Consider the following 19,000-nt stretch of genomic DNA (forward strand, 5'->3'; position numbering starts at 1 on the left):
ATAATTATCGTTAGTTAATGCATTCGTTCCGGGGGGACGCTGCTTGTCTTCTGCACAAAGCCCACACGCCGATCTGGTCGGTGCGCTGTACCGCGACCACCGCGGCTGGCTGCTCGCCTGGCTGCAACGCAGCATGGCCTGCCGCCAACGTGCTGAAGACCTGAGCCAGGACACCTTCGTGCGCCTGCTCGGTCGTGAGCAACTGGACACACCCCGCGAACCCCGCGCGTTTCTGGCCGCCGTGGCCAAGGGGCTGATGTTCGACCACTTCCGCCGCGCCGCACTGGAACAGGCCTACCTGGCCGAGCTGGCACTGATCCCTGAAGCCGAACAGCCCTCGCCAGAAATGCAGCACCTGATCCTTGAAGACCTCAAAGCCATCGACCGCCTGCTCGGCAAGCTGTCGAGCAAGGCTCGCACTGCGTTTCTGCACAGCCGTCTGGACGGCATGGGCCATGCCGAGATTGCCGAGCGCCTTGGCGTTTCGGTATCACGGGCGCGCCAGTACATCGCCCAAGGCATGCGCCAGTGCTACGTAGCCCTGTACGGGGAGCCGACGTGAGCAACGTCCCTGTTTCGTCCCGGGTTCTGGAAGCCGCGATTGCCTGGAAACTCAGCCTCGGTGACAGCAGCGGCACGCCTGATGAACGCAATGAATTCATGCGCTGGCATGCTGCCAGCGAAGAACACGCACGTGCCTGGCGCCAGCTCGGCGCCATGGACCAGCGCGTTAGCGCGGCGGCTGGCCCGGCACGCCAGGCGTTGCTGCAATCGCGCGTCAGCCTGCGACGACGCATTGGCAAGGTTGGCGGCGGGCTGGCCGGCACGTTTCTGCTCGGCGCGCTGCTGGCATGGGTCGGTGCGCCGTCGCTGGCACCCAGCTACTGGCTGGCCGACCAGCGCACCGCCACGGGTGAATTGCGTACCTTGCGCCTGGAAGACGGCACACTGCTGAGCCTGAACACCCACACCGCCGTGGACATCGACTATGCCGGCGCACAACGGGTGATCGTGCTGCATCAGGGCGAGATCTCGGTCGAAACCGGCCACCAGGACCCACGCCCGCTGCTGGTCCGCACTGAAGACGGTCGCTTGCGGCCACTGGGCACGCGCTTCCTGGTGCGCCGCGAAGCCGGCGGTACGCGCCTGGAAGTGCTGCAAGCCTCGGTCGCCGCCATGCCACATGACAGCGGCGACGAACAGGTGCTGCGCGAAGGCCAGCAAGTGTTGATGAACGCCAACGGCCTCGGCCAGGTTGGCACGGTGCCCGCCGGTGCCGATGCCTGGACCCGCGGCATGCTGGTGGTCGACAACGTACGCCTGGGCGACCTGCTCGCCACATTGGGCCAGTATCGCAGCGGCTACCTCGGGGTGGATGCCAAGGTCGCCGACCTGCGCGTGACCGGCAGCTTCCCGCTGACCAACACCGACCTGGCGCTGGCCTCGCTGGTGCCGGCGTTGCCGGTGAAGATCGAGCGGCATACGCAGTGGTGGGTGAAGGTCACTTCCAAATAGGCCGGGTCTGCTGGCCAATCTCCACCTGCCGTTCACCGTTGCAGCCGCCATCGTATTCGCGGGTAAACCCGCTCCTACCACGGTGGTGGACACACATCGGGGTCGTCGTAGGAGCGGGTTCACCCGCGAAGAGGCCGGGCCTGCTGGCCAATTTCCACTAGCCGTTCACCGTTGCAGCCGCCACCGTATTCGCGGGTAAACCCGCTCCTACCACGGTGGTGGACACACATTGGGGTCATCGTAGGAGCGGGTTCACCCGCGAAGAGGCCGGTGCTGGCAAAACCCATTTTAAATAATTCTCAATATTTTTCAGATTCACCCTGTCACTTTTCAGATCTCGCTCGGCAAGGAAGCAGCAAGCACTTACCCGTCGAGGAACCGCCGCATGTCCCGTGCCGTTGATCATATCCTGCGCCCCAGCCTGATGGCCCTGGCCATCGGCCTGGCTGCCCCGCTGACCAGCCCTGTCTTGTTCGCCGCCGAGCAATCCACGTCGCGCGCCTACAACCTGCCCAGCGCGCCACTGGCCACCACCCTCAACCAGATCGCCAGCCAGGCCGGCATTGCCTTGGCCATCGACCCGGCACTGGTCAGCGGCCGCACCTCGGCCCCGGTCAGCGGCCAATACGACGGCCTGGGCGCCCTGCAAGCCGCCCTGAGCGGTACCGGCCTGCAGTTGCAGCAGAGCACTGCGGGCAGCTACAGCCTGGTGGCCGTGCCGGATGGCACCCTGGCCTTGCCGGAAACCACCGTGAATGCCACCAGCGCCAGCGAAAGCGCCTGGGGCCCGGTTGAAGGCTACGTGGCCAAGCGCACCGCTGCTGGCACCAAGACTGACACGGCACTTGTGGAAGTCCCCCGCTCCATCTCTGTCGCCACCCGCGAGCAAATGAAAGACCGCGGTGTACACAGCCTGGATGATGCAGTGCGCTACATGCCAGGCATCGTCTCCGCCAGCTTCGGCAGCGACACCCGTTATGACTGGATGCGCGTGCGCGGCTTCGAGCCAACGCAGTTCCTCGATGGCCTGCCGCTGCCCCGCGGCGTGTACGCCAACCCGAAAGCCGAAACCTGGAACCTCGACCGCCTCGCCCTGCTGCGCGGCCCGGCCTCTTCGATCTACGGCCAGACCCCACCTGGCGGCCTGCTGGACATGGTCAGCCGCCGCCCGCAAGCGGAAAGCGCTCACGAAATCGAGCTTCAATACGGCAGCGACAACCATCGCCAGATCAACTTCGCCAGCACCGGCAAGATCGACGATGAAGGTCGCTTTCTCTATGGCCTCAGTGGCGTTATCCGTGACAGTGGCACCCAGATTGACCACATCGACAACAAGCGCTACAACATTGCCCCAAGCCTGACCTGGAACATTGACGAAGACACGACGCTGACCTTCCTCACCCAGTTCACCCGTGACGATACCGGTGCCACCAGCCAGTTCCGGCCCATCCAGGGCACCAAGATCGACATGCCGTTCGGCAAGATCTCGCACCACAAGAACCTGGGTGACCCGGATTACGAGTTCTACGACCGCACTTACTACGCGCTGGGTTACGCCTTCGAACACCGCATCAATGACGTCTGGCAGTTCCGCCAGAACCTGCGCTACACCAAGTCGGACCTGTCGTTCCAGACCATCACCCCTGGCAGTTACAACAAGAGCTCGCCACCGGTGCAGGACGATGGCACTGTCAGCCGCATGTCCACCAACACCGATGAAGACATCAGCCAGTTCGCGGTGGACAACAACTTCCAGGCGGACTTCGCTACCGGGGACATCGACCACACGCTGTTGATCGGCCTGGACCACCAGCGCATCAACACCAACTACCTGTCGATCTTCGACTTCAACGTGCCGGACAGCAACGTCAACAACCCGGTCTACGGGTTGCCGATCACTCGCCCGGATCGCTCGACCGCGTTTTACGACTACAACCAGAAAACCCGTCAGACCGGCCTGTATGTGCAGGACCAGATGGCGCTTGGTAACTGGCGCCTGACCCTGGGCGGTCGTGAAGACTGGGTGCATACCGGCACCAAGTTCTTCAACCAGGGTGATGCCACCAATACCCAGCGGGACAAGAAATTCAGCGGTAACGCAGCCATCAGCTACGTGTTCGACTCGGGCTTCGTGCCGTACCTGTCCTATGCCGAGTCGTTCCAGCCGTCCAGCAATGCCAGTGTGTCGGCCTCGGATTCGTTCAAGCCCACCGAAGGCAAGCAGTGGGAGCTGGGCGTGAAGTATCAGCCGCCGGGGTCCAACACCCTGTTGTCGGCAGCCGTGTACGACCTGACTCAGAAAAACGTCTCGGTCACCAACACGGTCGGTGGTGTGACCATCACCAGTCAGACCGGTGAAGTGAAAGTCCGCGGCCTTGAGCTGGAAGCGGTTTCCGATGTGACCGACAACCTGAAGGTCATTGCCGCCTACACCCTGGCCAAGTCCGAGGTTCAGGACGGCGATTTCAAAGGCAACCGTCTGCAACTGATGCCGAACCAGCAAGCGTCCATCTGGGGCGACTACACCTGGCACTCAGGCGTACTCGACGGCTTCGGCATCGGCCTGGGCGCGCGTTATACCGGTAATACCTACGGTGACCAAGGCAATACCTACCTGGGCAAGGCCAAGGCCTACACCGTCTTCGATGGGTCGGTGCATTACGACCTGGGTCGCCTGAACGGCAGCCTGAAGGGCGCGTCGGTAGCGGTCACCGCCACCAACTTGCTGAACAAGGATTACCTCTCTACTTGTGACTCGTACTACTGCTATTACGGCGATGAGCGCAGCGTTGTCGCCAGCGCCACTTACAAGTTCTGAGTGAACTGGGGCCGCCTTGCGGCCCCGGGTTCCAACCGACAACAATCGGTACCGTGATGAAAAGCCCCACCATCCGCCGCTGGTCCTTGATCCACACCTGGAGCAGCCTGGTCTGTACCCTGTTCCTGCTGTTGCTGGCAGTCACCGGCCTGCCGCTGATCTTCCACCACGAACTCGAACACCTGCTAGGCGACGCCCCTGAACTGCGTGAAATGCCGGCAGGCACCCCGCACCTCGGCCTGCAGCAACTGGTGCTCAAGGCCGAACAACATCGCCCCGGCGAGGTCATGCAGTACTTCGGCTACGATGAAGACGAGCCCAACGGCGTGGTCGCCATTACCGCCGCCACCGCCGGCACCGATCCCAACCTGTCGCATACCTTCATGCTCGATGCACGCACCGGCGAGGCGGTGGCCATGCCGGCCGCCAACGGCGGTTTCATGATGCTGATGCTGCGCCTGCATGTGGACATGTTCGCAGGCCTGCCGGGCAAGCTGCTGCTGGCCTTCATGGGCGTATTGTTCATCGTCGCGATTGTCTCCGGCACCGTGCTCTATGCGCCATTCATGCGCCGCCTGGAATTCGGCACCGTACGCCACAAGAAATCCCGCCGCCTGCGCTGGCTCGACCTGCATAACCTGATCGGCGTGGTCACCCTGGCCTGGGCATTGACGGTGAGCGTGACCGGGGTAATCAGTGCCCTGTCCGACCTGGTCATCGCGGCCTGGCGCAATGACAGCCTGGCTGCGATGGTTGCCCCCTACCGCGACGCCCCGCCGCTCGTCGAGCGCGCCCCAGCCACTCGCCTGCTGGAAATTGCCGAGCAGGCCGCACCCGGCATGCGCCCGGATTTCATCGCGTTTCCAGGCACGCGTTTCTCCAGCGAGCACCACTATGCGGTGTTCATGAACGGTGCCACCCACCTGAGTTCGCACCTGTTCACGCCGGTACTGATCGATGCTCGCACCCTTGAAGTGACTGCCGTAGGCGACCGTCCCTGGTACATGGATGCCATGGGCCTGTCGCAGCCACTGCATTTCGGCGACTACGGCGGGCGACCGATGCAGATCCTCTGGGCGTTACTGGACGTGCTGACAATCATCGTGCTCGGCAGCGGCCTCTACCTGTGGTGGGGCAAGCAGCGTAAACCCAGGGAGGCGCGCGCATGAGCCACAGGTCACAAGCCACTGCACGCCTCTTCGCCTGGCCAGCGTTGATTTCCCTGCTTGGCTTCCTGGGCCTGTTCGCCGCACTGCTCGGCGACGGTGGCTGGGACGTTCTGGCCTGGGCCGGCCTGGGCCTGCCGGCCCTGCTGAGCCTGCGCGGGCTGCTCTGGCGTCGGGGGCACTAGCCCGCTACCACCCCGCAACCGCAGCTATTGCCAAGCATGGGGTTTCCTCAACCAAGGACCCGCCCCATGCGCCCCCTCGAACAACTGGAACAGATCGACCGACAGATCGGTGACCTGCTCGACGGCCTCCCGACCCTCGACCTTCAACACCCCATCGCCCCCGACACACGCACCTGGCTGCACGGCGAACTGGCCAGCTTCTGGACCACGGCCGATGAGCAAGGCGAAACCCCCAGACAAAAGCTGCTGGCACTGCGCAAGGCGCTGATGCTGGCCGAGGTTGAACTGCGCCTGGGCGACGAGACCTTGGGCTACCGCTCAGCCGATCAACTATGGGCCTGCCTGCAACAGCCACTACCCTCCCAGCGCAGGCATATGCCCCTGGCCAAAAGGCCACAGGTCTACCGCGTTCTGCTGGAAGGCCTACGGCCCAACTGGCGAAGCTACCTGCCAGGCACACTGATCATCGTTGCCGGTACAGCCGAGGGCCACATGCTCACGCCTCAGGATGCCGCAGGCGCTGCCTTGCTGTGCAGCCTGTCACAAGGCATCGAGGCCTTCGACTCCCTTGCCGCACTGCACCTGGAGCTTTGCGAACGCCTGGAAGACCCACTCCAGAGCAGACCGCTGCTGCATCTGTACACTGACACGCAGGCGGACCGCGCTCGCCGGTCACAGCGCCTGCGCTATGAATGGTACGCCGACAGCCTGCTGGAGGCCCAGATCGACAGCGTGATAGAAGCCCAACGCCAACGCCTGAGTGACACCGGCTTGTGGAGCAACGGCTCACCCGACCAGCACACCCGAATACGTAAAGCCCTCACGCTATGGCACGAAGTCGGCGCCAAGCCCATCCTGCAAACACGCTACTCCCAATTGCTTGAGAAGAACCTGCCCAACTGGCTGCGCAATACATCTGCGCAAGGCCTGAGCCATATGATGCAGGCCATGCAAACGCTGGTGGCAATCGCCGAGCAGGCTGCTGCCCCGGGAGTGCTGAGCCTTGACGACTTCAAGCAACGCAATAGCCTGCTGGCCTGGGCCAACGCACGCCTTCGCGAGCGCCTGAGCCATGACCTGGGGTACGAAACAGATCCTCGCGAGATCAAGATCGTGGTCGTACGCGCCCGCCGCACGGGCGCAATCATGCATCCCTTCGCCCTCTCGTCCTATGTCACCTATGCAGGCATGCGACGCGTGGGCCACGAGATGGTGGAGATGGTCGAGGAAATCAACACCCTCGAAGAGATCGCCCTCAAGAACTTGCCGTGGTTCGATACCGACTACTGGCTGACTGCCCGGGTGATCCATGCCCACGGCAAAGCCATGCCCGCCGGGCTCACGCCGCAGTATGTCAAGCACATGGTCCGGGAACTGAACGTGGGTGACAGCTACGCAAAGTACCTGCACACCCAACTCATCAGTTCCAGAGCAGGCAAATGGCGCCTGACTGCGCACAGCAAGGTCAACCGTGCACGCATGCGCGCTGAAGCAGTCAAGGCGCACTACGCCGGACACTTTGGCGAAGACCCTTTCGAACATGGCTACAACTGGGTGCGCGCAGTGCTGGACCAACCACACAATGCCTTGCGTGCGCCAGTAGCAGGCTACCCGGTCACTGTTCGCCAGTTGAACATCATGGGCCATACCGTGCAGGGCGTGCTGCTGCTCAACAGCACCCCCTACAAGTCTCCGGCATGCGTGCTGTACACCCCGGATGCCCCGGACCGCAGGGCCTGGCGCCGTTTTCGCACGACCCGCGAACTGCTTCGCACATTGCGCCAGCAGCCCACGTTGAGAGCATATGTGGCCGAGCGCCTGCCATTGCTGCCTGCTGCTACGGTGCAGCAGCTGCTGGACAAGGGGCGCATGAGCACGCATTTGAGGACACCCGAGATCCAGGACGACCTGTTCTTCGTCTACTACATGGCCGAAGCCCGGGCGCTGATTGCTCAGGCCGATGCCGACAGCATGACGACCAGAGAAGTGAATGTGGAGTCGGTCATGGCGCTGAGCTGGCGCTTACTGGACTTCATCAGCCTGCTGCTGCCGAACCGCGCGTTGCTGGTACTGTCGATCGGCCGCATGGCAATCGACATCTGGGATGGCGCCGAGGCCTTCAAGCAAGAGGATGTGGAAGGGGTGATGCGGCATGCCTATCAGGCGCTTAGCCACCTCAACGATGCGGGTACCAGTTTTCTGGGTTCCAGAGTGCTACGCCGATCCCTGCGCGGGATCCCCAAACCACCGCCACTGCCGCTACCCGCACGCCTCCAGGTAAAACCGGGCAGCAGCAGCCTGCGCTATCGCATAGACGGTATCTACGATGAAGGTGTATACGAACAACGCTCGGCGTTTGGTGGGCTGTCGCTGTACTTCATCAAGGACAACGACAACCGCTACTATCAGGTCAGCTTCGACGGCTACCGCTGGCGGGCCATCGACCCTGGCCAGCCAGATGCCTATCTGCAGCAACCGCTCAAGCGCAAAGCCGACGGGCAATGGGTGATCGACTCACCGGTGCTCTGGTACGACGGGTTGCCCGACCTGAAGCAGTTGCTGCAGGACTGCTATCTGCAAGTGCCAATGGCTGGCCTGCCGGTAAACATCGAACAAGGGCTTTTTCAGGCTGACGATCAGCTGTACCTGGCGCTCAAGGACGGGCAGTTACCTGTGCGCCGCCACCTGCTGCCGGATCATTACCACTTGCAGATTGCCGTTGCCAGCAACGCCAGCGTGGTGCCGTGGGCGGTGCTGCGCCACGAAAACGGCCAGTGGCAGATACGCGTTCGCCAGGCAGGGCGCAGCAGTGACTGGCTGACACTGCCAGATCAACCAGCGCCGGCCCACTGACAGCGGAGCCGGCGGCCTCAGTCGACCAGTTTTGGCAACAACCGGTCCAGCCGCTGATGCAAGGCACTGCCATTGGGCCAGTTGCGCAGCAGCCGTGCCCGGTCACGGGCATAGGCCGGTGCGAAGCTGAGCTGGGTGGCATGCTGGCACATGGCATCGAGGTCGATCAGCGACCACTGGCCGTTGTGCCAGAACAGGTTATGGCCTTTGAAGTCGCCGTGGCTGATGCGCTCGCGAATCAGCTGCTGCATCACGTGCACCAAGGCCTCCACCTGCTCCTCGGGCGCATCGCCGCTTTCGACGTAGGGCGCGAAGCATGCCGTCAGGTCCGGGCCGTCGACATACTCGGTGACCAGGTAGGCACGGCTGCGCAGGCCCAGCACCCGCTGTTCCAGCACCGCGAGGGGGCGTGGCGTGGCGATGTCGAGGAACTCCAGGCGGTGGCCTTCAATCCAGGAATGCCAAGCCCTGCTCGGGCGCCAGAAGCGCTTGAACCAATGCGCGGTGTTCTTGATGTTGTAGCGCTTGATCACCAACTGGCGACCGTTGACCTCAATGCGCGCCACGCTGGCAGCGCCACCGGTCTTGTACAAATGGCCGGTGTCGATCAGCGCATCGGCCTGCTCCAGTACAGGCTGCAGGGCCTCGACCTCACTGCGGCGGATCGCCTGCAAGCCCGAAAGGGTGCGCTGGACGCTGAACAGGCTGCACTCGCGGCCAGCCTTGTCCAGATAGTCCTTCTGGCGCCAGGTGCGCACCTTGTCCACCTGTTTCTGCAGCGCTTCCAGCGGCAACGCATGCTCGGCGTTGGCCAGCAGGTAATGCACCAGCAGCTCTTCGATGAACGGCTCCAGGCGCTTGGGCAGCTGGGCGAAAAACACCCCGAGGTTTTCCAGCACGCGTGGACGCGACAACTGCTGACCGGGCGTTTCCGCCCTTATGCCCGCACCGTCGATCAGGTACAGCTTGCCGGCATGGCGCAGCAGGTTGTCCAGGTGCAGGTCTTCCTGCCAAAGGCCTTGGGCGTGCATGTGCGCCACGGCCGTGAGCGCTTCGCCCAGCACCAGGTGCTGCTCGTCCGCCAGCACTGGCAGGTTTTCCACTGCGGCCCAGGCATCGGCCAGGCTTTGTGCACCGTCAAGGAATTCGAACAGCAGCCAGCCACCCTCACCTTCCTTGAGGCCGTCGGCCAGTAGCGTCGGCGTGGTCAGTCCTTGTTCGGCCAGCAATTTCACACCCTGCAGTTCGCGCTGGAAATGCCGTGCGGCGTTACCACCGACCAGCAACTTTGCCAGCACCGGTGTACCGCGCCAGACACCAGCGCCCACATAACGCTGGCCCGGCAGCACGCGCAGCAGGCTGAGCAATTGCAAGTCGGCGCTGCCAGCGGCATCAACCAACGTGATGCTCAGGGGCAGCGATGGGCTGCGCCCGGCATCCTTCAATTCAGACAAACGCATCAGCGGGCCTCTTTTTCACGACGGCGTTGCGTCAACCGTTGCAGCCAGCTATCGACCAGCGCGCCGTCGGCGGGCTGCCCCAGGTAGGTAGCCAGCAAAGTACGTACATCCTGCACGCTCCACGCCTGGGCGCGGCGCAGCAGTGGCTCCAGGTCCTTGAGGCGGTCACGCATGCCGAGCAGCAGGGGACGGGTCTTTTCCAGGTCGATCAGTTGCGCATCCCAGCCGTCACGCCGTTGGCGCAAGAAAATGTGCTTGGGGTAGAAGCAGCCATGCACCTGGCCGGCGCTGTGCAGGGTACGCGCCAGCTGGCCGCAGGCCTGCAGGATGCCAGTGCGCTCGGCCTTACCCAACCGCGGCCATTGCGCCAGCAGGCTTTCGAGGTCGGCCCATTCGTCCAGAGCGCGGGTCATCAGGATGGCCCGGTGCTTGCCACCCTGCTTGCGCTCTCCGTAGAACACCGCCTGCAATGCCGGAATGCGCAGCTTCTGGTAGCGACTGATGTTGCGGAATTCCCGGGCAAAGGTGGGCTCGCCGAACGGCCGGTGCAAGGTACGGGTCAGGTAGTCGCTCTGGCGCTTGAGGTAGTAGCCCTTGCCTTCGAGTTCCAGACGGAAGACGCTGCTCCAGCCACCGCGGCCGGTGTTGGGTTCGTCCACCGCATCAAGTTGCAGCGCCCACAGCGCCTCGAAGTCGTCCAGGCCATGGCGCTTGAGCAGCGCGAGGTCCGCGCTGGCCAGGTAATCGGTCATTCCCTTCCCTCGAAAAAGCCCAGTACCCGACGAATGCGCTTCTTGTCACGCACATTCAGCCGGTCACGGCCACGGTATTGCAGGTAGAAGCGCAGGCGCTGGGTAGCTGACAGGTGGTATTTGGCCACTTTGTCCAGGCATGCCAGGTCCTTGATCATCCGGTGGCGCCACATGAATCCGCGCCAGAAGTCGCCGGTGGGGCAGTCGATGAAGAATAGCGTGCCCTGGTCATCGACCAGCAGGTTGCGCCACTTCAAATCGTTATGGGCGAAGCGGTGCTCGTGCATGACCCGGGTATGGCGCGCCAGTTGACGGCTGATATGGTCGACCCAGGTGCGGTCGGCCAAGCGCGGATCGTTGTGTTCGGCCAATGCCGACAGGTCTTCGGTGCGCGGCAGTTCACGGGTGATCATCGCGCCACGGCCAAAGGCCAGGCCGTTGCGCTCCAGGCCCCAGGCCACGACTTCGGCGGTGGGGATACCCCATTTGGCGAACTGCTTGAGGTTTTGCCATTCGGCCTTGATGCGTGGCCGCCCCAGGTACCGGCGCATGTGCTTGCCGGCCCCGGTGTAGCGCTTGACATAGTAGTTGATCCCGTCACGCTCGATGCGTACCACCTCACTGAGCGGATCGCGGGTCAGCCGTTCGCCCTGGAGGGCGAATACCGCATCGAGGCTGCCGAAGTCCGCCGCCAGGTGTTCGTACCCCGGCGCCAGTGTCCAACTCGCCATCAGAGTGCATCCCCATAGCGTTGCTTGCGATCGTAGAGTTTCTGGGCCTTGCGCTCCAGCCAGGCGAGCAGCGCGGCTTCCTCCTTCAGCACCTGCCGCAGCGGACGCTGGAAGTAAGCACGCAGGAAGCGCAGCTTGTCGCGTTGGGTCAGGCCGATGTCCAGGGCCGAAAAGTACAGCGCAGCCAGGTCCTTGTCACGCCAGCGGCGGCTGATCGTGGCACGGGTTTGCGCACGGTGCAGGTCGATCACCGACAGCTTGAAGTCATCCGCCGTCACCGGTCGGTCGGTGTGCAGCAGGAAATGGCAGATGTAGCAATCGCGGTGGTTGACCCCGGCGCGGTGCATGCCGCCGGTCATCTTCGCCACTTCTGCGATAAGTGCACGCTTCAGACGCGGCTCGGGGGGCTGCTTGACCCAGTCGATACTGAAGTCTTCCAGGCTGATGGTGGGCGCCAGCTCTTCAGTGATGATGAACGAGTGCTGCGTGGCCGGGTTGCTGCCACGCTCGCCGTAGGCGACTGCGGTCATGGTCGGCACACCCACTTCGTGCAGGCGTTGGATCGCCCGCCATTCCTGGCCGGCACCGAGTACCGGCAGCTTGGCGGTGAACAGGTTCTTGAAGATCTCGCCCCAGCCGATGCCACGGTGGATCTTGACGAAAAAGCCCTCGCCAGCCACCTCGGTGCGCAGCGTGCGGCGCCCTTCCAGCTCGCGATAGACCTCGCCTTGCAGCGCCTCCACGGCGTCGAAGGCATCACGCCCGGCCCACAGGCGTTTGAAGGGCTCGGCCAATATCAGCTTCATGCGGTTTTTTGCCCCAGGATCACGTCGGCAGCATGCTGTGGCATGCTGTACAGATCGGCGCTATCAGCAAATGCCAGGCCATTGCGCGACCAGCTGGCACGCGCCTGCGGGTCTTCGAGCATGCGCTGCAGGTAGCCGTTGAGCTGCTCTTGTTCGAACGGCTCATCCAGCACCAGGCCGCTGTCGGCCTCGGCAATGTAGTGGGCATAACCGCACACCTTGGACACCAGCACCGGCAAGCCGGCGACCAACGCTTCGAGCAGCACCGTACCGGTATTCTCGTTGTAAGCCGGGTGAATCAGCAGGTCGGCGCCCAACAGGAAGCGCGGGATGTCGCTGCGGCCCTTGAGGAACTGCACCTGGTCGCCCAGGCCCAGGGTAGCGCTTTGCAGCTGGAATACCTTGGGGTCGTCCTGGCCGATCACCATCAGCCTGGTGCGTTTGCGCAGGGCTGACGGCAGCGCGGCCAGTGCCTTGAGGCTGCGGTCCACGCCTTTGGTCTTGAAGCCTGAGCCAATCTGCACCAGCAGCAGGTCGTCATCCCCCAGTTCGAATTCCTTGCGGAACTCGGCGCGGATCTCGGCGGCATTGGCCGGCGCACGGCGATCCTGGGAAATGCCTGGCGGCAGCAGGTGGAAGCGTTCTACCGGGGTGCCGTAATGCTTGATGAACAGCGGCTGCTGCACTTCGGAAATCATCAGCACTTCGGTATGGGCGTCCTTGGCGAACACCGCACGCTCGTACTCGGCAAAGTGCCGGTAGCGGCCCCAGCGACGGTACAAGCCACCGCGCAGGGTCTGCGCCTTGTCTTCGAAGCAGCCGTCGGCGGCGTAGTACACGTCCAGCCCCGGCATCTTGTTGAAGCCGATCAGGCGGTCGACCGGGCGCTTGGCCAGGTCAGCGGCCATCCAGGCACTGAGCTTCTCGTTGCGGCGGTGGTTGAAAATCGCCTTCACCGGCGCCACCAGCACTTCGAAACCCGGTGGAATGTCACCCTCCCAGATCAGCGTGTACACGCGGATCTGGTGGCCCCGCTTCTGGCACTCCAGGGCAATGCGCATGAAATCGCGCTGCAGCCCGCCGAAGGGGAAATATTTGTAAAGCACGAAAGCCAGTTGCATCAACGGACATCCTCAGCCAGCAGCAACGCGCTCAAGCGGCTCGCCACATGCTCGGGATTCAGGCGAGTGAAGCACAGCGGCCACTCGCGTTTCAGATCGAACCGGGCCAGGTCATCGGCGCTCGGTTTGTAGGTGCACTTCTTCTGCAGGCAGGGAGCGCAAGGCCAGTCACTGGCCTGGTGAATCTGGGTCCGTCCGTAGGCGCCAGTCAGGCCCGGGTTGGTCGGGCCAAACAGCGAAAGGGTGGGCACATCGAGCGCCGCCGCCAGGTGGCCAAGGCCGGTGTCGACCGCCACGCAGGCCTTTGCCGCCGCCAGTACACGAGCGACGCCGGCAAGGTTCAATTTGGGGAGCACCTGGCAGTTGTTCAAGCCTAGGGCAATTCGCTCGGCCCGCGCCTTCTCGGCCGGATTACCCCAGGGCAGGCGCACTTCCAGCTTGCGCCGGCCCATGCGCTCGGCCAGTTCGCGCCAGTAGGCTTCGGGCCAGTGCTTGGTCGCCCAGGTGGTGCCATGCAGGAACACCACATAGGGCGCAGCCGGCGGCAGTTGCAGGCGGTCGAGGTCCAGGCCGTAGTTGCCGATGCCTTCTGGCAGGTCGTAGGCCAGGGCCATGGCAAACAGCTGGCGTACCCGCTCCACCGCATGCTGGCCGGTGGCGACCGACAGAGGCCGGTCGTAGAAGCGGCTGGCCCAGCCTTCGCGGGCCGAGTAGCGGTCCAGGCCGGCTACGGGTGCCTTCACGTAACGGGTCAACCAAGCCGACTTGACCAGGCCCTGGGCGTCGATCACAAGGTCATACTTGCGCTCGCGAACGCGCTGCTTGAACGCCTTCCACTCGCCACTCTTGATGGTTTGCCAGAGGTTCTTGCGCCAGCGACGGATCGCCACCGGGATGACCTGGTCGACCGCAGGGTGCCAACTGGGGATTTCGGCGAAGCCTTCTTCCACCACCCAATCGAAACGGATGCCTGGAATGGCATGGGCGGCATCGGTAAGCGCCGGCAGGGTGTGGATGACATCCCCCAGCGACGAGGTCTTGATGATCAGTACCCGCACTTAGTCGACCTCGGCCACGGTATCGATCAGGTCCGGTCCGCTTAGGCTGTGCAGGGCGGCGATCACTTTGCCCGGATCCAGCAGACGCAGGCAATTGTAATGGCCGAAGCGACAGGTGCGGTCAAAGCACGGGCTGCACTCGATACCGGTGCGCACCACTTCCACCTGTTCGGCCAGCGGCGGGGTGAAGCCGGGTGAAGTCGAGCCGTACACCGCCACCAATGGACGGTTCAGCGCAGCGGCCACGTGCATCAGGCCGGAGTCGTTGGACACCACGGCATGGGCGCAGGACATCAGGTCGATGGCCTCGGCCAGCGAGGTCTCACCGGCCAGGTTGGACGACTCTTCACGGAACCCCGGAATAAGCCGGTCGCGGATCTGCTCACCGACCGGGTGATCGTTCTTGGAGCCGAACAGCCACACTTGCCAGCCTTGTCGAATCATCGCATCGGCCACAGCGGCATAGTGCTCTGCCGGCCAGCGCTTGGCTTCGCCAAACTCGGCGCCAGGGCACAGCGCCAGTACCGGACGGTCCAGTTCCAGGCCGAACTTGGCCAGGGCGGCGTCGCGGCTTTGCGCTTCGATCTGCAGGTTGGGACGCGGGTATGGCTGCGGCAGCTCGGCGCCGGGCGCGTAAGCCAGGGCCATGAAGCGCTCGATCATCAGCGGGTAGCGGGTCTTGTCCAGCTTGCGCACGTCGTTCAGCAGACCGAAGCGCATTTCACCGCGCCAGCCGGTGCGTTTTGGAATGCCGGCAAAAAAAGGCACCAGCGCCGACTTGAGCGAGTTGGGCAGCAGGATGGCCTGGTCGTACTGGCCGGCCAGGGACTTGCCGATGCGCCGCCGCGTGGCCAGTTCCAGCGCACCGTGGCCGAGCGGGAAGCTCAAGGCCTGACGCACTTCAGGCATGCGTTCGAGGATCGGCCGGCTCCACTCGGGGGCCAGCACGTCGATCACGCAGTCGGGGTGCTGCTGTTTCAGGCACTGGAACAGGGTCTGCGCCATCACCATGTCGCCAACCCAGCTGGGGCCAATGATCAGTATTCTCATGCTCAGTCCAGAAACGCTCGGGGAGGCTACAGGCTGCGGTCCAGCCTGGCCTCCCCTCTTTATATTCAGGCTATGTGGCGGACAGTGTACCACTCACATGGCCTATTCGCGGGCAAGCCCGCTCCCACAGGGATTGCACACTGCTCAGGGCCTGTGCAGTACCTGTGGGAGCGGGCTTGCCCGCGAACAAGCCAACACGGTATCAGCTTAAACCCAACTCACCCCAGATCCGCCGCACTTCACGGCGTTCATCGGCAAACTGCGCCGCATCGATCACCCCGGCCTGCTTCTGCAGGGCCTGGCGGTGCGAGGCCGAGCGGAACGCCTTGTACACTTCACGCAACAGCACCGCGTCACTGGCCGGCATCAAGTTCGCCTGCTCCAGCTCTTCCAGAATGCGGATGTTATCGGTCCATCGAAGTATGGCCGGATGGTCGTGGGACCAGGCCAAAGCGGCGTATTGCACCATAAATTCGATATCGACGATACCGCCGGCATCCTGCTTGATATCGAACGGCACGCCGGCGTCGAAGGCGTTCGCCCCCGTACCGGCAACCGTAGCCTTGGTACCGAGGTTGTCACGCATCTTGGCGCGCATTTCACTCACCTCGCTGCGCAGTTTTTCCAGGTCGCGCGCCTGGCCCAGTACCTTGGCGCGCACACCTTCGAATGCCGCCCCCACCTGCTTGCAACCCACCAGCACACGGGCCCGTACCAGCGCCTGGTGTTCCCAGGTCCAGGCTTCGTTCTGCTGGTAGCGTTCGAACGCACCCAGCGAGCTGACCAGCAGCCCCGAGGCGCCGGACGGGCGCAGGCGCATATCCACGTCGTACAGTTGGCCCGAGTTGGTCTGGGTGGTCAGCAAGTGGATGATGCGCTGCCCCAGACGCGTGAAGAACTGCGCACTGTCGATAGGCTTCGCACCGTCGGTTTCCGCCTGCGGATCGCCGTCATGGATGAAGACCAGGTCCAGGTCCGAACCGTGGCCCAGTTCCAGGCCGCCCATCTTGCCGTAACCGATGATGATGAAACCCGGGTCGCACAGGCTGCCGTCGCTGCGCTTGGGTTGGCCGTGGCGGGCCACGGTCTGGCGCCAGGCCAGGGCCAGCACCTGGTCGAGGATGGCTTCAGCCAGCCAGGTCAGGTAGTCGCTGACTTTCATCAACGGCAGGTTGCCGCTGATTTCCGAGGCAGCCACGCGCAGGCTGTGGGCCAGCTTGAAATGGCGCAGCGCCTCCATCTGCTGCTCCAGGTCGTCCTCGGGGATGCGCGTCAGGCGCTCGCGCAGTTCGCTGGCCAGTTCTGGCGCCAAGGGCGGGCTGAACAAACGGCCCTCATTGAGCAGTTCGTCGAGCAGCAGCGGGTACAAGGCAATCTGCTCGGCAATCCACGGGCTGGCAGCGCACAGCGTCAGCAAACGGCGCAAGGCACCCGGGTTTTCGGTCAGCAGTACCAGGTAGGCAGAACGCCGCGCCACAGCCTCGACCAATGGCAGCACCCGCTCAAGCACCAGGTCGGGGTTGTCATGCTCCACCGCCTGGGCCAACAGCCGCGGGATGAATGCGTCTAGTCGCTCACGGCCGATGCGCTGCATCGAGCGCAACTGCGGGCTGGAACGCAGCCCGGCCAGGCGCCGCAAGGCTTCGGCGGGTTGTTTGAAGCCAGCCTCTTGCAATTGCCGGCCAGCGGCTTCTTCGTCCTGCGCCTGCTCCCACAACGGCGACCACTCGCCACCCACCACCAGTTCGCCTTCACCGTCTTCATCATCCGGGTCGGCAATGACCTGGCGGAAATGCCAGTCGATGCGGCCACGCCAGTACATCAACTGGTCATGGAAGCTCTGCCAGTCGGCAAAGCCGAGCATGTAGGCCACGCGTGCCTGATCGGTCTCACCTTCCGGCAACATTTGCGTCTGGCGGTCGGCAATGGCCTGGATCGCGTGCTCGGTGTACCGCAGGAACTCATAGCCCTCACGCAACTCGGCCACCACTGCTGGCGGCAGGTAGCCTTGGCCTTCCAGGGTGGCCAGCACCTTGAGCAACGGCCGCTGCTGCAGGCTGAGGTCGCGCCCGCCGTGGATCAGCTGGAAGGCCTGGGCGATGAACTCCACTTCGCGAATACCACCGGCCCCCAGCTTGATGTTCTCGGCCATGCCCTTGCGCCGCACTTCCTGCTGGATCAATTGCTTCATGGTGCGCAGCGCTTCGATTGCGGAAAAGTCCAGGTAGCGGCGGTACACGAACGGGCGCAGCATCTCCTGCAACTGCGCGCCAGCCGCCTGGTCGCCGGCCACCACCCGCGCCTTGATCATCGCGTAACGTTCCCAGTCACGGCCCTGGTCCTGGTAGTACTGCTCCAGTGCATTGAAGCTGAGCACCAGGGCACCCGCCGAACCATAGGGACGCAGACGCATGTCAACGCGGAATACAAAGCCGTCGACAGTAACCGGGTCCAGCGCCTTGATCAGCCTTTGGCCCAGGCGCGTGAAGAACTCCTGGTTGTCCAGCGAGCGCTTCACCCCTTCGGTTTCACCGCCCTCGGGGAAACCGAAGATCAGGTCGATGTCCGACGACAGGTTAAGCTCTACCGCTCCCAGCTTGCCCATGCCCAGCACCACCATGTGCTGCGGCTGGCCGCTGCGGTTGCCGATGGGTGTCCCGAACTGCTGGCAATGGCGCGGGTACAGCCATTGGTAGGCTTCGTCGATGGCCGCATCGGCAAGGTCCGACAGGTCACGGCAGGTTTCGCCAAGCTCCGCCTGGCGAGTGATGTCGCGCCAGATAATGCGCAACTGCTGGCGGTTGCGCGCGCGGCGCAGGTTGCGCGCCAGTTCGTCCTCGCTCTGTGCCGCCTGGGCCGTTGCGGCGATTTGCCCGCGCAGCTCACCGGGGGCGTAACGCCGCTCCAGCTCGCCACTGGCCAGCAGGGCGAACAGCATGGCCGGCTCGCGCTGGGCCAGGCTGAGCACGAATTCACTGGCAGCAGCCACCTGGTCGAACTGCTGCCGGTGCAGCGGGCTCCAGGCCTGCAGGTCGAGTTCGGGGTGGCCGGCCACGGCATCGCTGATGAACTGCTGGTTGCGAGTGACCAGCGGCTGCAAGGTGGCGGGCAGATCGGAGGGCAAAGGTAGGCGCATGGTCTATCCTTGATCGGCGTGAAATAGAGGGGAAAAAGCGGCCAAGGGGAAGCCGGACCACGGTTGGACTGTCGTACAAAAGTTGGAAATAGCTGAAAAAAACGAAATCTTGGCAATAAACATCAAGAACCACCCGTTCGCGACACAATGCCAACCAACATGAACGTTTTTCCTCACAAGCCAAGGTGCGACCAAACGTCGCACAAATGTAGTTTTACTACTACTCGTGTCGTGTAAAAGCATGAAATGCGAAAGCAAATGTAGTAAAACTACAACGCGCCGGAAGACACCCCGGTAATCCAAGAATTCACGACGTCTGCCCATAAGGCCAGTCGCAATCTCAGGCAAT

The 19,000-nt window shown here is 63.4% G+C and carries 14 protein-coding genes; 6 read left to right on the forward strand and 8 right to left on the reverse strand.

Annotated features, from left to right (window positions below):
• The first annotated feature begins 43 nt into the window (after positions 1–43).
• The 6 genes from ACF8RA_RS15950 to ACF8RA_RS15975 all read left to right on the forward strand — a co-directional run bounded on the left by ACF8RA_RS15950 (position 44) and on the right by ACF8RA_RS15975 (position 8,537).
• Complete coding sequence (locus ACF8RA_RS15950) at positions 44–562, forward strand: RNA polymerase sigma factor (RefSeq protein WP_392519350.1); 519 nt, start codon at positions 44–46, stop codon at positions 560–562.
• Positions 559–1,515: a FecR family protein gene (locus ACF8RA_RS15955; protein ID WP_176683540.1), complete on the forward strand. Its 957-nt coding sequence runs from the start codon at positions 559–561 to the stop codon at positions 1,513–1,515. Before ACF8RA_RS15950 ends, ACF8RA_RS15955 begins: the two co-directional genes overlap by 4 nt.
• A gap of 385 nt (positions 1,516–1,900) precedes the next feature.
• Complete coding sequence (locus ACF8RA_RS15960) at positions 1,901–4,333, forward strand: TonB-dependent siderophore receptor (protein WP_176683541.1); 2,433 nt, start codon at positions 1,901–1,903, stop codon at positions 4,331–4,333.
• A 56-nt stretch (positions 4,334–4,389) separates the two neighbouring features.
• Complete coding sequence (locus ACF8RA_RS15965; protein ID WP_176683542.1) at positions 4,390–5,502, forward strand: PepSY domain-containing protein; 1,113 nt, start codon at positions 4,390–4,392, stop codon at positions 5,500–5,502.
• Positions 5,499–5,684 (forward strand): hypothetical protein, encoded by a 186-nt coding sequence (locus ACF8RA_RS15970; protein ID WP_176683543.1) that lies wholly within the window; start codon positions 5,499–5,501, stop codon positions 5,682–5,684. The genes ACF8RA_RS15965 and ACF8RA_RS15970 overlap by 4 nt, the downstream gene beginning before the upstream one ends.
• 66 nt (positions 5,685–5,750) lie before the next feature.
• Complete coding sequence (locus ACF8RA_RS15975; RefSeq protein ID WP_392519351.1) at positions 5,751–8,537, forward strand: dermonecrotic toxin domain-containing protein; 2,787 nt, start codon at positions 5,751–5,753, stop codon at positions 8,535–8,537.
• A gap of 17 nt (positions 8,538–8,554) precedes the next feature.
• Here the strand turns inward: ACF8RA_RS15975 and ACF8RA_RS15980 are convergent, their stop codons facing one another.
• From ACF8RA_RS15980 to glnE, 8 genes are all read right to left on the reverse strand, one after another.
• Entirely contained in the window at positions 8,555–9,997 is a 1,443-nt protein-coding gene (locus ACF8RA_RS15980) for a lipopolysaccharide kinase InaA family protein (RefSeq protein ID WP_392519352.1), read from the reverse strand.
• Positions 9,997–10,749: a lipopolysaccharide kinase InaA family protein gene (locus tag ACF8RA_RS15985; protein ID WP_392460591.1), complete on the reverse strand. Its 753-nt coding sequence runs from the start codon at positions 10,747–10,749 to the stop codon at positions 9,997–9,999. The genes ACF8RA_RS15980 and ACF8RA_RS15985 overlap by 1 nt, the downstream gene beginning before the upstream one ends.
• Positions 10,746–11,480, reverse strand: coding sequence for a lipopolysaccharide kinase InaA family protein (locus ACF8RA_RS15990; protein ID WP_176683547.1), 735 nt, complete (start codon positions 11,478–11,480; stop codon positions 10,746–10,748). Before ACF8RA_RS15990 ends, ACF8RA_RS15985 begins: the two co-directional genes overlap by 4 nt.
• Positions 11,480–12,286, reverse strand: a complete 807-nt coding sequence (gene rfaP / locus ACF8RA_RS15995) for a lipopolysaccharide core heptose(I) kinase RfaP (protein ID WP_392519353.1) — start codon at positions 12,284–12,286, stop codon at positions 11,480–11,482. The genes ACF8RA_RS15990 and rfaP overlap by 1 nt, the downstream gene beginning before the upstream one ends.
• Positions 12,283–13,407 (reverse strand): glycosyltransferase family 4 protein, encoded by a 1,125-nt coding sequence (locus ACF8RA_RS16000; RefSeq protein WP_392519354.1) that lies wholly within the window; start codon positions 13,405–13,407, stop codon positions 12,283–12,285. Before ACF8RA_RS16000 ends, rfaP begins: the two co-directional genes overlap by 4 nt.
• Positions 13,407–14,465 carry a lipopolysaccharide heptosyltransferase I gene (gene waaC, locus ACF8RA_RS16005; RefSeq protein ID WP_176683550.1) on the reverse strand — a complete coding sequence of 353 codons (1,059 nt, stop codon included), beginning with the start codon at positions 14,463–14,465 and terminating at the stop codon, positions 13,407–13,409. The genes ACF8RA_RS16000 and waaC overlap by 1 nt, the downstream gene beginning before the upstream one ends.
• Entirely contained in the window at positions 14,466–15,515 is a 1,050-nt protein-coding gene (gene waaF / locus ACF8RA_RS16010) for a lipopolysaccharide heptosyltransferase II (RefSeq protein WP_176683551.1), read from the reverse strand.
• Between the two features lie 202 nt (positions 15,516–15,717).
• A complete protein-coding gene (glnE, locus tag ACF8RA_RS16015; protein ID WP_392460592.1) occupies positions 15,718–18,651 on the reverse strand; it encodes a bifunctional [glutamate--ammonia ligase]-adenylyl-L-tyrosine phosphorylase/[glutamate--ammonia-ligase] adenylyltransferase in 2,934 nt (977 codons plus the stop codon).
• Between the last annotated feature and the right edge of the window lie 349 nt (positions 18,652–19,000).

Source organism: Pseudomonas sp. FYR_5, assembly GCF_043106315.1.
Taxonomy (GTDB): Bacteria; Pseudomonadota; Gammaproteobacteria; order Pseudomonadales; family Pseudomonadaceae; genus Aquipseudomonas; species Aquipseudomonas putida_Y.

Bases quoted from the DNA above. Each gene is read 5' to 3' on its own strand.
- ACF8RA_RS15960 (WP_176683541.1), top strand. From the start codon at position 1,901: ATGTCCCGTGCCGTTGATCATATCCTGCGCCCCAGCCTGATGGCCCTG.
- ACF8RA_RS15965 (WP_176683542.1), top strand. From the start codon at position 4,390: ATGAAAAGCCCCACCATCCGCCGCTGGTCCTTGATCCACACCTGGAGC.
- ACF8RA_RS15970 (WP_176683543.1), top strand. From the start codon at position 5,499: ATGAGCCACAGGTCACAAGCCACTGCACGCCTCTTCGCCTGGCCAGCG.
- ACF8RA_RS15975 (WP_392519351.1), top strand. From the start codon at position 5,751: ATGCGCCCCCTCGAACAACTGGAACAGATCGACCGACAGATCGGTGAC.
- ACF8RA_RS15980 (WP_392519352.1), bottom strand. From the start codon at position 9,997: ATGCGTTTGTCTGAATTGAAGGATGCCGGGCGCAGCCCATCGCTGCCC.
- ACF8RA_RS15985 (WP_392460591.1), bottom strand. From the start codon at position 10,749: ATGACCGATTACCTGGCCAGCGCGGACCTCGCGCTGCTCAAGCGCCAT.
- ACF8RA_RS15990 (WP_176683547.1), bottom strand. From the start codon at position 11,480: ATGGCGAGTTGGACACTGGCGCCGGGGTACGAACACCTGGCGGCGGAC.
- rfaP (WP_392519353.1), bottom strand. From the start codon at position 12,286: ATGAAGCTGATATTGGCCGAGCCCTTCAAACGCCTGTGGGCCGGGCGT.
- ACF8RA_RS16000 (WP_392519354.1), bottom strand. From the start codon at position 13,407: ATGCAACTGGCTTTCGTGCTTTACAAATATTTCCCCTTCGGCGGGCTG.
- waaF (WP_176683551.1), bottom strand. From the start codon at position 15,515: ATGAGAATACTGATCATTGGCCCCAGCTGGGTTGGCGACATGGTGATG.
- glnE (WP_392460592.1), bottom strand. From the start codon at position 18,651: ATGCGCCTACCTTTGCCCTCCGATCTGCCCGCCACCTTGCAGCCGCTG.